Genomic DNA, 16,721 nt, shown 5'->3' with positions numbered 1-16,721 from the left:
CGGCATAAGCCGCCTCTCAGTTTCAGAAAACTACCGATCAGAGTTCGATGCGCAAAACGCTATCGGGATTTTTTGGTGGCTCTTTGCGTGAACCCGGCTGCTTGATGCTGACAAACAGGGTTTTACCATCGGCGGAAACCGCCAGGCTGTTTGGCAGGCCCGGTGCTTTTACCGTGCGTTTCACTTTGTAGCTGCTGGCGTCGATGATGCTGATTTCGCCCGCTTTGCGGTGCGTAACGTACAGCTCATCACGATCGGCATTGAACAGCACTGCCAGCGACTCTGGCACATCGATCTTGTGGATCACCTGCTGCGTGCGGGTATCCAGCACCAGCACCTGCGACTGTTTTGAGTCGCTGAGGAAGGCGCGATGGCCTTGAGTATCCAGCGAAATATTCAGGAAAAAGTGATCTTTATCGCCATCAATTTTCTGACGTTTTTCAATCGCGTTCAGGCGCGTATTGATGGTCACCAGTTCGCCGTCGGAGTTGGTGACATACAATTTCTGCGCCGCAGAATCGATCGCCAAACCGGTGCCCATCTTGCCGGTGTTCGGCACGGTGCTGATCAGTTTCAGGGTTTTGCCATCCACCACCCACACCACGCTCTGCTCACCGAGGCCGGTGATGTAAACGCGATCGGTTGCTGGATCGACGGCCAGCTGGCGCGGCTGCAGCGGACGCACGGTTTCGCTGCGCTGACGGCCATCCAGCACCAGTGTGTTGATCACTTTACCGCTGGTGGCATCCACTGCGGTCAGTGAACCGTCACGCGTGTTACCGAAGTAAAGGGTGTTGGTTTTCTGGTTAATCGCCGCGCCAAAGGTCGGCAGATCGGTATTGATGGTTTGCTTCACCGCCAAATCCTGCGGATCGAGGCGATAAACGGTGCCGCCTTTTTTGTCGGTTGTGCTCTGCGCGGTCGCGAGAAACAGTGCGTTGTCGCTGTTGCTGAATGCCAGTTCGTAAGCGCCTTTTGAGATCACCTGATTCAGCGGCTGAGATTCTGCCGCCATCACCGCAGAGGTCGAGAACAGCGCCGTTGCCAACAGCAGTGGACGCAGCGCCCATGATTTTTTATTCGCCTTCATAACTTCTCCATAGCAAAAACACCGCCTGATGGCAGTGAAGTGAAAGCCCGACATTACAACCAATATTTAAAAAGACAGCCCGAGGCGAGCCGACGAAGGACGTTACTTTTTGAGAATAGTAATCATTTCGAAGGGAAAGTGACAGGATTTTATCAGGTTACCAACGCCGCCAGGGCGCCCGAAGGCACCCTGTCAGCACAGAACGTTAACGCAACTTATTTGGTCAGTTCGGCAGTCATGTGCACGCCGTTGTTGAAGTTGGCTTCGGTCACTTTATAGGAAGCACCAGCTTCGTGCGCCTGAGCAGCGATTTGCGCTTCTGCACCATCCAGCGTTGAAGCGGTTGCAGTGATGCTTTGCGCAAAGCTAGCGAATGGTAGAACGGTCAGAGCGATAACAGCAGCAAAAGTTTTGATAGATTTCATGGTCAATTCCTTAATGTACGTTTGATTGATTAAGGCGTCATCGCCTTGTTGAGATACATAGTAGTCGCAGAATCGATCAGTAAAAAGCGGAGAGATTTGCCGTTGTTGTTCGAATATTTTGAACGTAAAAAGCACATTTGGGTTAACCTTTGTGCAAAGGGTTAAAAATCTGACATTTAATTAAAAGGCAGGATTTATGGCTGTGATAGGTGAGGTTTCGTAGGGTCGCCATTTATGGCGACCGATTTACGCGTATCTGACAAACATGACGCCATTTATGGCGACATTGTGATTCGTGCGGTTGATGGCAAGGTCGCCATGAATGGCGACCCTACGGGTTAACCGTGGTGGCGGACGCGGGTGAAGATGGTGATGGCGGCTAAGAGCATCAGCACGCCGCTGGCGAGGAACACGCCGCCAGCGCCTTGCAGATCGAACATCCAGCCACCGGCGGCGGCACCAGCGGTGATCGCCAGCTGAATGGTAGCGACCAGCAAACCGCCGCCCGATTCAGCATCGTCCGGCACCGCGCGGGAAATCCACGTTGACCAGCCGGTTGGCATCGAACCAAATGCCAGCCCCCACAGCGCCACGCCCGCCGCGACCAGCCACGACACCTCGCCGAAACTCACCAACAGCAGCGCGGTCACGCTCATCACCAGCGCCATCGCGGTTAACGTCAGCGATACGCTGCGCGTCACCAGATAACCGGCCAGCGAAGTACCAAAGAAGTTCGCCACGCCAAACGCCAGCAGCACCAGCGACAGTTGATTGACGTTAAGCTGCGCGCTGCCTTCGAGGAACGGACGCAGATAAGTAAAGAAGGCGAAGTGGCCGGTGAACATCATGATCACCGCCAGCATGCCCCAGCGCATCACGCTTTTACGCAGCAGATCCAGCACGCCACCGCTGCGCGCTTTATTGACGGGCGGCATCGCGGGTAAGGTGAAGAACTGCCACAGCAGCGCCAGCACGCCCAGCGCGGCGGTCAGCATAAAGATGTTACGCCAGCCAATAATGCCGCCCAAATAGCTGCCGAGCGGCGCAGCAATAATGGTCGCCAGCGAAATGCCGCTGAACACGATGGAGAGCGCGCGCGGCACCTGATCGCTCGGCACCAGACGCATGGTAATTGCCGTGGAGAGCGTCCAGAAGCCGCCAATCGCCACGCCCAGCAGCACGCGGGCCAGCAGAATCATCGGCAGATTCTCGGCAAAGGCCACCAGCAGCGCGGAGGCAATCAGCAGCAGTGTAAAGGCCAGCATCACCACACGACGGTCAAGCTGACGCGTCACGTTGCCAATCACCAGACTGGTGAGCAGCGCCACCAGCGCAGTCACGGTAACGGTTTGTCCCGCCTGCCCTTCGCTGATGTGCAGCGTGTCGGCAATCGGCGTCAGCAAGCTGACCGGCAGAAATTCCGCGGTAATCAGGCCGAACACGCCAAACGCCATGGCAAACACTGCGCCCCACGCCGGTTTATCCACTTCTAGTGGTGTTTCGATAACTTCAGTATCCAGGCTCATCTGTGATCCCCATCACAAAATATTTAGCGTTAAGCATAGTGACTGATCACCAGACGATCTATGATGCAGAAACTTTGTTTTTTGATTATTCGTCTGGATTCGTATGAGCCGCTATGAAGATTTGACCAGTGAATTGCTGATGGGCATGCGCCTGTACGGCGTCAAATATCAGCGTATCGCGCTGCATGCGCCCTTTGGCCTGCAATATGAGGACGCGCCAGGCAAGGCGCAGCTGCACTTTGTTGGGCGCGGATCGTTACTGATCCGCTCGGCCTCTGGCGTGATCTATCCGCTGCAGGCGGGCGATGCGCTGCTGATCCCGCACGGTAAGCCGCACGCACTGATCTCCAGCGAAGAGGCAATCTGTGAACCCATTTCGACTTTTAACAGCCGCCCTATTTGCGACAGCGTCTGTGCCATCGGCGACGGCGTAGACGTATGCCCAGATGACAGCGATGTGATTCTGTTTAGCGCCTGTATGGCGTTTGAACTCGGCGGCATGCAGCCGCTGGTGCATACCATGCCGGATGTGATGCTGGTGAGTACGCTGCTGGCGCAGTACCCGGAAATCCAACCAATTCTCGATGCGATGGAGCGCGAAACACGGCAGCGCAAAGCCGGTTTCGCCGGGATTCTGTCGCGGCTGGCGGATGTGGTGGCGGCGCAGATTGTGCGTGGCTGGGTGGAGAACGGCTGCGGCAAAGGCAGCGGATTGGTGCAGGCGTTGCGCGATCCGCGTCTCAGCCTGGCGATGGCGGCGATGCATCGTGAACCTGGTGAAAACTGGACGGTGGAACGGCTGGCGCGGGAATCCGGCAGCTCGCGTTCAGTATTTGCCGCTCGCTTCCAGAGCGCAACCGGCATGACGCCGCTGCGTTATCTTACTGAGCTGCGTATGCGATTGGCGGTGGAACGTATCGTGCATGAAGGCGAAGCGGTGGAAAGCGTCGCCTTCCACCTCGGTTACGGTTCGCTGGCGGCATTTAGCCGTGCGTTCAAACGCATTGTCGGCACGCCGCCCGGCGCACTGCGCGCCGAACGTGAAATGCGTTAACGAAACACGCTGATCGCTTCCACCAGACGATTGGCCTGATGCTTCATGCGCCCGGATGCTTCAGCGCTTTCCGCCACGCGCGCGGCGTTTTGATGGGTGATATCGTCGAGATCTTCCACTGCGGTGCTGACCTGCGTCAGCGCGATGGCCTGCTCGGCAGTCGCGCCGCTGATCTGCGCGATCAACGCGGTGACATTTTGCACCTGATCGACAATCTCCTGCATGGTGTGCCCGGCCGCATCAGCGTGATCGCTACCGGACTGCACGCGGCTGGCGCTGGTTTCCACCAGGTTTTTGATTTCGCTGGCGGCTTTGGCGCTACGCTGTGCGAGGCTGCGCACTTCACCGGCCACCACCGCAAATCCTTTGCCCTGCTCGCCGGCGCGCGCGGCTTCCACCGCCGCATTCAGCGCCAGAATATTGGTCTGGAAGGCGATGCCGTCAATCACGCTGGTGATATTGGCGATACGTTTCGAGCTGTCGGCGATTTCCGCCATCATCCCCACCATCTCTTGCATCACCTTGCCGCCTTTGATCGCCGCGTGACTGGTGTTTTCCGATAAGCCATTCACCTCTTTTGCCGTATCGGTGTTGCTCTTCACCGTGGCGGTCATTTCGTTCATGGTGGCAGCGGTTTGCTGCACGTTAGCGGCAGCTTGTTCGGTGCGGCGGCTCAATTCGTCATTGCTGCGCGCAATAGCATCGCTGGCGCTGAGCACATTAATCGCCTGACCGCTAACATCATCCACCAGCCAGCGGAACATCAGGCCGAGCTGGCCGATGGCGCGCAGCGTGACGCCAATCTCATCGACGCGATCGATCTGTTCCACTTTATGGCTGGCGCCGGTCGCCACGCTTAATGCCTGACGGCACATGCGTTCCATCGGACGTGAAATTTGTTGCTCCAGCCACAGACTCGCCAGCAGCAAAAGGCCCGCCATGCCGCCAGCAAAGCAGCCAATGGCAAGCGGTGCGAGGCCAAGCAGCCAAACGCCAATCACCGAAAGCGGCAACAGCGTTAATAAAGTGGAGCGAATACGCCAGCGCAGCGGCAGCGTTTTCAGGATCGAGCCAAGACCACGCCAGCCGGTGCCGACGATTAATCCTTTATGGAAGCGACGTCCTTTGATGCGGCCTTCGCGGAAATCGCGGTAGAGCGCTTCGGTCTGACGCACCTCTTGCGCTGACGGCTTGGTACGCACCGACATAAAGCCCTGCACTTTGCCCTCGCGCACCACCGGAATGGCGTTGGCGCGCACCCAATAGTGATCGCCATTCTTACGACGGTTTTTCACCAGCGCCGTCCACGGCTCGCCCTGCTTGAGCGTCGTCCACATATCGGCAAAGGCCTCTGGCGGCATATCTGGATGACGCACCATGTTATGGGGCTGCCCATTCACCTCTTCCGGGCTAAAGCCACTCACCTCAATAAAGGCGTCGTTGGCATAGGTGATGTAGCTATTGAGATCGGTGGTCGACATCAACGTCGCGTCATCGTCAAAAGCGAACTCGCGCTGTGTGACGGGCTGGTTGTTACGCATGTGTGTGTCCTTGCAAGACGCAGGCTAAAAGAAAAAAATCGATTACGCTTTTTTACCTTTTCGGCAGCGCATGCGCTGGGCTTTAGCGTGGCGGGCTGTTTTTTGTCTTGCCGTGCATGGCAATAAGGAATGGCTCACAAAATCTGCGGGAATAACAACCGATAAAAATTTATTTAGAGTAATTCAGATTCCAGTTTTGTCGCGCAAGGGATGCTGGCGATGCGGGGACGTTAAGTGGCAGAGATATAACAAATAATTTAAAAAATTAATAAATCATAATTTATTGAATTTTATAAATAAAAAACAAAAAAGAAGCTTTAACAGAAAGCTTAACCTTTATTGGGACATTTCTCGTCATTTTATTACATGAAGTTCTAAATACTGCGTCAGTTTTTTCCATGAGCGCAGTATGACAATAGGACTGTAAATATGAGCACCACTAAAAACCAAAACGCAACACGTACAGCGCAAACCAGCGCCAATACTGCTTCCATCGCAACCGCTGCGGCACAATTACCACCGATTGTGCCCATCAAGTATAACGAAGCAATCATCGATACCATCCGCACCCCGCTGAATAACAAACTGACCCCGATTGAATCTGGCGGCGATGCGGAAAAAGGCGTATTGATTTTCGAAGGTCGTGCTACAGCGAACAAACAGATTATCATTTTTGATAACGGCGTTGAGATTGCACGTATCAATGCCACGCCAACCGGTAAGTGGGTTTGGTCGTCTGATGCGTTTACCTCGGGCGAACACCAATTCACCGTGCAGGTTGCTGGCGCGGGCAACCCCGTTTCAGCCAGCTATGATGTTTCCGTAGCCGCTCAGCCTGAACAGCCGGTTCTGGTGGCGCAAGCCATTGATGACAGTGCGGGCTATGCCCAATATCTGCAGTCTGGCAGCACTACTAATGACACCACGCCACGTTTCACCGGCAGCGCCACGCCAAACTCCGTCGTCAAAATCTTTGATGGTGAGAAGGAAATCGGTTCGGTGCAGGCTAATGGTAATGGCCAGTGGAGCTTTACTGCCAAACTGGACGGCGGTGCGCATAGCCTGACCTTTGTATCGGGTAAAACGTCAAGCGAGCCTTATGTCCTGAACATTGTGACGCCTGAATCTAAACAAATCGAAGTCTATGCAGCCTTAGATAATCTGGAAGGTTACGACCGCCAGATCCTGCCAGGCTCCACCACGCAGGACACCACGCCACGCTTCACCGGCAAAGCCGGCGCTAATGTCATTGTTCGCCTGTTTAACGGCGACCAGGAAATTGGTTCTACTCTGGCATCGTCAAGTGGCTTCTGGTCCCTGACCCCGACTCTGCCAGCCGGTAACTACAACCTGGTGTTTAAAGCCGGTGAAGGTTCAGACAGCAAGCCGTTCGCGATCAATATTGCCTCTGCAGATGCACAAAAAATCGAAGTCTATGCAGCCTCAGAAGATTTACAAGGTTACAACCGCGAAATCCCGCCGGGCTCCACCACCCAGGACACCACGCCACGCTTTACCGGCAAAGCCGGCGCTAATGTCGTCGTTCGCCTGTTTAACGGCGACCAGGAAATTGGTTCTACTCTGGCATCGTCAAGCGGCTTCTGGACTCTGACTCCTACTCTGCCAGCCGGCAGCTACAACCTGGTGTTCAAAGCTGGTGAAGGTTCAGACAGCAAACCGTTTGCACTGACCATTACCACCGCGGATTCACTGCCGATCATCGTTTCCAACGCTATCGATGATTCTGACCGCTATGCCTATAAATCACTTAAATCCGGCGATAGCACCCAGGACACTACTCCACGCTTCAACGGTAAAGCGGGTGCTAACGTTATCGTTCGCCTGTTTAACGGCGATCAGGAAATTGGCTCAACCCTTTCCGATTCGTGGGGCTTCTGGAGCCTGACGCCTTCTCTGCCAGTAGGTAGCTACAATCTGGTGTTCAAAGCGGGAGAAGGTTCAGTTAGTGCACCGTTTGCGCTTAACATTATTTCCGCAGATTCGCAGCCGATTGAAATTTATGCCGCGTTAGAAGACTCAAACGGCTATAACCGCAACCTGACTCCGGGCGCCACCATCAAAGACACCACGCCTTACTTCTATGGCAAAGCCGGTGCTAACGTGGTGATTCGCCTGTATAACGGCGAGCAAGAAATTGGTTCAACCAAGTCTGATGCTTACGGCAACTGGAGCCTGACACCAACGCTGACTTCAGGCAGCTACAACCTGGTATTCAAAGCGGGCGAAGGTTCAGCCACTACGCCATTCCCGGTGACCATTGTTTCTGCAGCAGCAGAGCCAATCGAAGTGTCGGGTGCGTTTGATAACTCAGCTGGCTACAACCAACTGATCGGTTCAGGTGCAACTTCAATCGATACTACGCCGCGCTTCTTTGGCCGTGCAGGCGCTAACGTTGTTATTCGTCTGTATAACGGCGATGAAGTTCTGGGCTCAACCTTAAGTGATGCATGGGGCAGCTGGACTCTGACGCCGGAGCTGTCGCTGGGTAGCTACAATCTGGTGTTCAAAACCGCCGAAGGCACCGCCAGTGCGCCGTTCGTTATCACCATTTCTGCGCCAGAAGCCACCAAGCCACAAACACCAGAGATCGAGTACATCCTCGATAACGTTGGCAAGGGCGGCTATGTTGAGAAAAATGGCACCACCGATGACGACACACCGAAACTGTCAGGTACCGCAGAGCCAAATAGTCTGGTACAAATTTTCGACAATGGTATCAAAATCGGCGAGCGCCGCGTTTCATCCACCGGTTACTGGGAATTCACTCCGGTTAACCCAGCGTATCTGGTCAACGGCAACCACAGCTTTGTGGTGAAAAGCAGCAACGGTACAGAAACTGAAGCCTGGAATATTGTTGTAAAAGTTCCGGTTGATATCAGCTTCGTAGGCAGCAACTCAGGTGAAGAGACCGGCGATCGTGAAACGGCGGATACCACGCCACTGATTACTGGATTCGGCCCTAAAGGTGTGCTGATTCGCCTGTACGAAGGCGACAAAGAGATTGGCTCCGTGGTGACCAGCGTTCGTGATGGCAGCTGGATTTTCAATGTCACCAACCCGCTGTCTGCAGGTGCACACAGCATCGTGGCGAAAGACGGCAATGACAATGTCAGTGCCCAGTTCGACTTCGTGATCACTGCACCAGAAGTGCCGGTAGAGCCGGAGAATCCTTTCAGCATCACGCAAGTTAATGATGAGTTCTTTGATAAAGATGTGGTTGCAGCCAACGGTTCAACTGACGATACCCAACCTTCGATCAAAGGAAATGCTCCTGCAAATACGCTGGTGCGCATCTTTGATAACGGTACTGAAATTGGTTCAACCATGGCTAATGGCAATGGCAACTGGGAATTCAAACCAGAAAATACCCTTTCATTGGGTAAACATGCGATTACCGTAGGCGAAAGCACCGGCGAAGCCTTTGTATTTGAAGTGGTTGCAGCGAAGGTGTTTGCACCGTGGGTTCTGGGTGGCATCAGCGAATTTGATGGCATTGAAGACTTCGCGTATAACGCCACAATCTATGACAATACGCCTGTATTGAATGGCTTAGCCGTTGCCGGCACAGTTGTCACCATCACCATCGATGGCAAAGTTGCAGGCAGCGTTATTGCCAATGAGTACGGTCGCTGGAGCTTCCAGACCACTGAACCATTAGCAGCTGGCGGACACGAAGTGATTGCCACCGATGTTGCGGGCAACAAAGGCGGCACGCTGATCTTCAGCCTGGTTGACCCTGAAAATATCGGCATCAACTTCAACGTTTATGACGATAACGCGGGTGAAGCTCTGATTGCATACGGTGCGGTGACAAAAGATTCAACGCCGCTGCTGCGTGGGCTTGCAGGTCAGAATATCGTGCTGGAAATCTACGACAACGGCGAGTTGGTTGGCAGCGTGCGCACCGCGCAAGATGGCACCTGGTCTTACTCACTGAAGCTGGCTAATGGTGATCACAGCATTTCTGTCCAAAATGAGAACCAGGATAGCTTGCTGGCTCGCAAGTTCACTGTCGAAGCGGATGCCGCAAGTATTGATGCTGTTTCTGGTCGCGCTTTCGATTATGACACTCGCCAGCCATCAGACGGCGAAGCGATCCAGGATCACCGCGTGGTGATTTATGGTTCAGGTGAGCCTGATGCAGTCGTGGAACTGCTGACTACGGATGGCCGTTCTCTGGGCTTCACCGGTGTTGCTGCCAGCGGTAAGTGGTATATCGAAGTGGATGCTCGCTTTGATGATGGCCAATACAGCGTATTTGCCAAGGTCAACGGCGTGGAAACCGAGCCATTCGTCTTCCACATTGGCGAGCGTCCGGTCGCTGAAACGAAGAGTGAGATGTTCAGCCTGTTCGATATTTCAGGCGCAGAGCTGTTGAGCGATGCGGAAGAAACGCTGCTGGGTAGCAACGTAGAAGCGGAAGCACAGCAGGTTAATCTGAATCTGACTCAGGCCGATCTGTCTGTGGTTACCACATCAGGTATTGCCACCAGCACCGTTGCACCGATTGCATTGCAGGATGAGCAGTATCAGGCAATCTAACGCCTAAAACGCCATGAGTTAGAGCAAAACGGATGGTTCGCGCCATCCGTTTTTTTATGCCTGTCATTCGGCGGTCGCCATAAATGGCGCCCCTACAAAGGCAGAGTCCGGTTTTCGTAGGGTGCGCATTTATGCGCACCTGGAATTTTGGCGGTCGCCATAAATGGCGCCCCTACAAAGGCAGAGTTCGGTTTTCGTAGGGTGCGCATTTATGCGCACCTGGAATCAGAACTGCCACCTAACGCCAACGTTATAGCGCCAGCCTTTGGCACCGTTGCCCTCGATCTCTTTGCGATAATCCGCCTCAGCATACAGCGACACATCCTTCTGCAAGGTCGCTGTACCGCCTGCGCCCAGCTCCCACATTTGACCAAACTTCCCACTGCTGAAGGTGGCGCCAAACGCCGGATTATCCACCGAAGAAACCGACGTATCCGCCGTGCCGCCCCAACCTTTGTAGTAGTTAGCGCGCAGATAAGGCGTGTATTGACGATTACTGTCGTCGGTCCACGTACGATCAAGACGCGCGCCCAAACGACCAATGGTTTGGTTGTAATCGCCGTAACGCACCTTGTTACCGTCTTTATCGGTGAAGTCGTCCATATTCAGCTTCATGTACATCAGCTGCGCCTGCGGCTCCAACTTATAGCCATCGCCCAACTCAAACGGATAGCCGCTCTCCAGCGATGCCGTCCAGCCATTACCTTTCAGCTTCGCCACCTCTTGCGTGCGCGCAATATCGGTTTCGCCGCGATGCCAGTCAAACGACAGCACGCCATCCAGATAGAAACCGCTCTGACGCTGCCAGGTGCCGTAAAACGCCAGGCTGTCGCTGTCGAAGGTGGTGCTGCTGTAGCCGTCGGCCGCATGTGGACGAATACGCGTATTACCGCGCGTATAGGCTAAACCGCCGCGCAGGCTATCCTGCTCGCCGTCGAGACGCAGCAAATTGCCGCCCACCTGCACCGCGCTGTAATCGAGGTCAAAGTCATAACCGAAGTCGCGGAAACTCTTATCACTCTTGTACTTCAGGTTCGAGCCGATGTAGCGCAGGAACATCTCGCCGCCGTTGCCTTCCGGACGCGTCTGCTCGTGGCGCAGTTCGCCGAGGCGCTTATGCAGATCGTCGATAATCGCCGAGGTGTAATAGGCGAGACCAACCGGCGCGGAAACATAGGAAGGTACCTGCGGCACCACCGCCGGACGCGAATCGTAGCTTTGCGGCGTACCAAAGGCATCGGTGACGAAGGTCGGCTGGCAGCTGTTGCTATCTTCACACACGTAGTAGTTCGCCAGACGGTAATCCCAATAGTTATTGCCGCTGCCGCTGACTAAACGTTGATTGGGATCGCTGCTGCCCGGCGCGAAGGTGTAGAGGCGATATTGCCACGGCCCGGCGCCGAGATAGCCATCTTTCAGCGCGAAGCTGTTAGCGCTGGCATTGCCGCCGACCTGCGCCAGCGAGATCCCTTCGTTGCCCTCCACGCCACCATTTTGATTGAGATCGGTGAGTGCGCCGGTGCTGGCATCAGTCAGTTTCACATTCACCAGCGTGGTGCCGCTGGTATTGCCGGTGACGTTGAGATGGTCGGTGAACTGGTTGCTCAGCGCACCGCCCTCATTCAGGTTGGTGACCAGATTGAGCTGGCCGCCGCTCGATGCCAGCGAGCCCGCGATATCCAGCGTGTTGCCCGGCGACCCCGCGCCGTTGGTGAGATCCAGCGTACCGGCGTTGTTCACCACCAGCGAATCCGCCGTTCCACCCGACAGCGTTGGATGCACATTATCGCCGGCGAACAGCGTTGATCCCGCATCAACATTGATGGTGCTGTGCGCCAGCTGCAGGTTATCGGTTAGCGTCCATTTAGTGTTAGCGAAGTTGATGGTGCTCCAGCCGCTGCCGAGGTTGACCCCTTTGCTGAGATCGTCAGCGCTGAAGCTGCCGCCGCGTGAATCGATCTGGTTGAAGGTTAAGGTGTTACCGGTGCCGGTGCCGCTGGTGAGATGGTACGTGGTGCCGAGATCGACATTACTCACTTCAGCGGTGTTGTTGTTGTCGTTGCCCATCGTCAGGCTGCCGTTGAGCGTACCGCCCGTCCAGCGGAACAGATCCGATCCGCCGCCTGGGTTGATATCGCCCTGCACTACGCCTTCCGTCAGCAGGATTTCGTCATCGGCGTTACTGCCCGCCACCGCCACAGTTTGTGGATTGGCGGTGATGATGTTGCCGAGGTTTTCGAAGATGGTTTTGCCACCGCGCAGATCCACTACCGGCGCCGTCAGGCTGTTGGAAGTGAAGTTGCCGGTATTGACGATGGTGCCTGCGGTGCTGGAGACCAGCGCCGATCCGCCTGCCGCATTATCGATATTCACATTGGCGGCGGTGGTGACATTTCCCGTGGTATTGGCGCGAATACCGGTGCCGCCCGCGCCGGTAACATTAAACTGATAGCCCGAACCCAACGTGAGATCGCCGCTGGTGGTGGAGCCATCGGCATTAGCGATATTCAGCCCGGTGCCGCTGCCGTTTACATTGGTGGTCACGGTTGAGGCTGGATCAAATGGCACGGCGGTGCGGATACCGTTGCCGTCGCCGACATTGATGGTGAGATTGCTTAGGCCGACGTTGCTTAACTCGGCGCGGTTTTCGATGCCGTTGCCGCTGCCGAGCACGTTCACCGTGGCGTCGCTGGCGCTGAGTGCGGTCGCGCCGCTATCCAGCAAGATGCCGTGCGCGTTGCCGCGCGTGGTAATCACCGTGTCGCTGCCGGTTAAAGCCAGCTGCGCGCCATCGCTAATGCGCACGCCCGCCGTGCCGTTATCGACATTAATGGTGCCGCCTTTCGCCAGCGTGCTGCCGCTGCCGGAGACATCCAGCCCGGTGCCGTTGGCCACGTTCACCACGCCGTTGTTGGTCAGCGTGCTGCCGGCGCGCGATCGGATACCGATATTGTTGCTGCCGGTGAGATTCACATTGCCGTTGTTGACCAGTTCTGCGCCGTTGGTGACGTCAAAGCCAATCGCGCCATTGCCCGCGCCGCTGACGTTGCCGTTGCTGGTGACGCGGGTGGCCGCCGCGCTACCATCCAGCGCGTTACTTAAATCGGTACGCAGATTATTTACCAGCACGCCGACCGCGTTGCTGCCGCTGAGATTGATGCTGCTGCCGCTATCCAGCGTGGCGTTCGCGCCGCCTTCTGCGCGGATTGCCGTGCTGCCCTGGCCGCTGGCGGTGAAGTTGGCATTGCTGCTATTCAGGCTGCTGCCGCTGCCGGAGATGATCGCGCCGGTGCTGTTACTGGCGCTGGAGGTAATGGTTGTTGGAGAGGCGAAACTTAGCGCTGCGCCGTCATCAATGCGATAACCGGTTGAGCCGCTGGTATTGATGTCTAAAGCGTTGGTGGCGGAGCTGATGCGCGATCCGCTGCCCGCCGCGTGATAGGCAATCTGGTCGCTGTTGTTGAATACCGGCGCTGAACCGGCGGCGATATTCACCAGTGCGCCGTTCAGCGCTTCCGCACCAATCGCGCCAGTGCCGTTCAAATTCAACGTCCCACCATTCAGGTTTGCTACCGCACGACTGCCGCTGGCGCTGACGCCGCGACTGCGGCTGGTGGTGCTGCCGCCGTTAACGTTAATCGTACCGGTGTTATTGGCGGTGGTAGCAAAGGTGCTGCTGCCGCTGTTCACTGCGATGCCGGTGCCGCCATCGTTGATATTAATATTGCCGCTGTTGGTGCCGGTTGCGCCGCTCTCCACGCGAATGCCGGTGGAATTGGCGCCGGTGAAGGTGATATCGCCAGTGTTGGTCAGCTGCGCGCGATTGCGTGCCACGTAGCCGGTCAATCCACTTTGCGAAGCATTCAATGCCGCCGCTGAGTTCAGGCTGGTGCTGGTCACCGGCGAGCCGCTGTTTCTGCCAAAGATATCGTGTTTTTGTCCGTCAACAATCGCGCCAATCGCATTGCTGCCGGTAAGATTCATGGTGGTAGCGGCATCAATAACGCCCGTCGCGCCCCCTTCAACCGTGATGCCATTAGCACCGCTGCCGCTGACGTTAATCACCGCCGCGTCGCTGCTCACTTCCGTGCCTGCGCCGCTGCCGAGCACGGCGGTAGAGCCGGCGCCCGACGCGGTGAGCGACAGGGCGTTGCCGTGGAAATCAGCGCCCTGCTCAACGCGGAACAGCGTCGAGTTCTGTGTCGTCACATCAAACGGATCATTGCCCAGCACGTTGATCACCGCATTAGGGCCGTAAGCAAAGAAGGCAATCTGATTGGTACCGTTGGAGAAAGTCGGCACGGCAGCCGGATCAACAGTTACCGTGGAGTTTCCACGCGCATGCACGCCAATCGCGCCATTGCCGCTGAGGTTAATCGGGCCATCGACGGTGGCCTGCGCCGTACCCGTTCCTTGCCCTTCCACCCACACGCCATAGTTGCGCGTGCCGCTCGCCGGATCGGCGCCGCCTGCCACGTTGATGGTGCCGGTTGAGGTTGCGCTGGCGGTGTTGCCATTGGTGGCCAGCACTTTCAGGCCGGTGCCGTTCACGCCATTCAGGTTGATGGTGCCCGCGTTATTGATGTTGCCCGCGCTGTTGGTTACCAGCATGCCGACGTTTTCACGCGGTATCGTGGCGGCCGCACCGTTCACATTGATGGTGCCGGTGTTGATCATGGTGGCGTTATTAGCACCCGTCGCCGACATCCCCGCTGCGTTTTGCGTTTTCGTCCCGATGGTAATGCTGCCATCGTTGACCGCGTTGCCGTTGGCGACCAAAGCGATACCGCTGGTGAGTCCGCTCTGGTTCATCGCGGTATCCGCTGTCGCCTCACCCAAGCTGTTCTGCGGTCCGCGACCAATGTAGATATTGCCGCTGGCGTTATTGGTAAAGCTGGATGTGGCATCGGTCAGTAACACGCCGGATGCGGTGCCGCGCGCACTCGAACCGTTAACGCCGACGTTGATATTGCCGCTGTTATTAGCGGTGGATGACACACCAAGATTGATGCCGGCCACGCCATACTGTGAATTGCTGCCGGTGGTGGCGAAGTTAAGGATGCCGTTGTTGTTGAAGGTACTGCCGGTTTGCACGGCTACGCCATTGGCACCGTAGCCGGTTGAGCCAATGCCGGTGCCATCCTGACGATTAAGGAATCCGCCGTTAATCACACCGTTGTTAATCCCGCTGCTGTTGTCGGTTAGCACCAGCGCCGTGCCGTTATTAGTGATGCTGCCACGGCTCGCCAGCTTGCCATCAATCACCGCTTGTGCGCCGTTGGAGGCTTTAATCGCTCCGCCGGTTGCGCCCACCACTTCCAGCGTTTTACCCGCCGCCAGATTGACTTTTGCGCCTGCGCCACTGGCATTAATCACAATGCGGTTCAGTATCGGTTGCGTGACTTCATCTGGCGGTGTGGCGCTAACGTTGTAGACGATGTTGGCATTGGTGAAGGTGACGGCTTTGTTGAATTCGGTGAGATAGCGCGTTTTATCGAGATTGCCTGCCTGCAGCTGGCTGATCAGCCAGTTATTGTAGCTTTGCAGTTGGCTGGCGTTAGTGACGGTAAAACTGGTGCTTTTGCCATCCAGCGTCTGCACGCTGAAACCACCGTTATAAGTGGCAAGATTTTGCACCTGATAGCTGCTGGTGGCCGATCCTGCGCCGTCTGGCGTGGCGGTTGAGCCGAAGAAGCTGATGCGGTTGTTGCTGTTCCAGTTCACCGTGCCGCTGCCGCTCACATCAAACAGCTCTGTCTGCTTGGCTGCCATGGTCCAGCTGTTGGTGCTGGCGCTGCTGAGCGCATTGGCCTGGCCGATATTCACATCCAGCGTGCCGCCGGTGACATCGGCAATGCGCGCGTCGATATATTGGCCATTATTGACGTTTTGCACATCCGGCACGCTGGTGGCGCTGGTGACGGGCGCTAATGCGACAAGACTCGCAGAGTTGTAAACCTGGAACGTGCTGTTGGTGCCGGTGGCCGCATCGGGCGTAGTGATAGCAAAGTTTTGCGGGCCGGGATCAAGGCGATCCTGATTGAGATACTGCGATCCCGAGGTGATTGCTACTTGTCCGAGCGTGGTGGTGACTGCGCCATCTGTTCCTGGCGTGAACGCCTGATTGCCGGTGAGGGTTTCATTGCCGCTGCTGACGGTAATTTTACCTATTTGATTGTCATTATTTTGTGGTGTGTAAGTCCCCAACGTAACAGCCTGACTTTGCATTGCTGGATAGATCAGCAATTGCGCCGCCAACATCCCTAATGCGATAGGATTTAATTTAAACCTCATACTTCCTCCAGTGGGCGTGCAGCGTCCGCGCTGTTTTTGCAACAGCGTTAAATTCATCGCGAGGGGATAAAACGGCAGGTTAATACCAATCCCGTGTAGCAATCTAATTTGAGAACAACTGTGTGAAGAAATACGGTGCAGCGAAAAAGGGATGGAATTTTTGTTATAGATTAATTGGCTTTAGGTATAGACGTTTTCATTGCTAAGTGCAAAAGGCAATAATGAGTA

Annotated in this window: 7 protein-coding genes; 2 read left to right on the top strand and 5 right to left on the bottom strand. The window is 55.8% G+C overall.

Annotated elements, in window-relative coordinates:
* Positions 1–37: 37 nt before the first annotated feature.
* The 3 genes from yncE to ACXIZX_RS01275 form a co-directional block, all read right to left on the bottom strand.
* Positions 38–1,090, bottom strand: a complete 1,053-nt coding sequence (gene yncE / locus ACXIZX_RS01285) for a 7-bladed beta-propeller protein YncE (RefSeq protein ID WP_061718351.1) — start codon at positions 1,088–1,090, stop codon at positions 38–40.
* Between the two features lie 215 nt (positions 1,091–1,305).
* A complete protein-coding gene (locus tag ACXIZX_RS01280) occupies positions 1,306–1,515 on the bottom strand; it encodes a YdgH/BhsA/McbA family protein (protein WP_008105630.1) in 210 nt (69 codons plus the stop codon).
* A gap of 338 nt (positions 1,516–1,853) precedes the next feature.
* A complete protein-coding gene (locus ACXIZX_RS01275; RefSeq protein ID WP_008105635.1) occupies positions 1,854–3,041 on the bottom strand; it encodes an MFS transporter in 1,188 nt (395 codons plus the stop codon).
* A gap of 103 nt (positions 3,042–3,144) precedes the next feature.
* Between ACXIZX_RS01275 and ACXIZX_RS01270 the strand changes: the two genes are divergently transcribed.
* Positions 3,145–4,095 (top strand): AraC family transcriptional regulator, encoded by a 951-nt coding sequence (locus ACXIZX_RS01270; protein ID WP_008105638.1) that lies wholly within the window; start codon positions 3,145–3,147, stop codon positions 4,093–4,095.
* Here the strand turns inward: ACXIZX_RS01270 and ACXIZX_RS01265 are convergent.
* On the bottom strand, positions 4,092–5,636 hold the full coding sequence (locus ACXIZX_RS01265) for a methyl-accepting chemotaxis protein (protein WP_479403465.1): 1,545 nt from the start codon (positions 5,634–5,636) through the stop codon (positions 4,092–4,094). The two genes, ACXIZX_RS01270 and ACXIZX_RS01265, sit on opposite strands and share 4 nt — an antisense overlap.
* A 429-nt stretch (positions 5,637–6,065) precedes the next feature.
* On the opposite strand from ACXIZX_RS01265, the gene ACXIZX_RS01260 reads away from it, so the two are divergent.
* Positions 6,066–10,199: an Ig-like domain-containing protein gene (locus ACXIZX_RS01260; protein ID WP_479403464.1), complete on the top strand. Its 4,134-nt coding sequence runs from the start codon at positions 6,066–6,068 to the stop codon at positions 10,197–10,199.
* A 225-nt stretch (positions 10,200–10,424) separates the two neighbouring features.
* Here the strand turns inward: ACXIZX_RS01260 and ACXIZX_RS01255 are convergent, their stop codons facing one another.
* Positions 10,425–16,493: an autotransporter outer membrane beta-barrel domain-containing protein gene (locus ACXIZX_RS01255; RefSeq protein WP_479403463.1), complete on the bottom strand. Its 6,069-nt coding sequence runs from the start codon at positions 16,491–16,493 to the stop codon at positions 10,425–10,427.
* Between the last annotated feature and the right edge of the window lie 228 nt (positions 16,494–16,721).

The sequence above is a fragment of the Candidatus Pantoea symbiotica genome, from assembly GCF_056491525.1.
The sequence above is the reverse complement of the archived record's forward strand: the minus strand, read 5'-3'. Positions and strand labels throughout refer to the sequence as shown.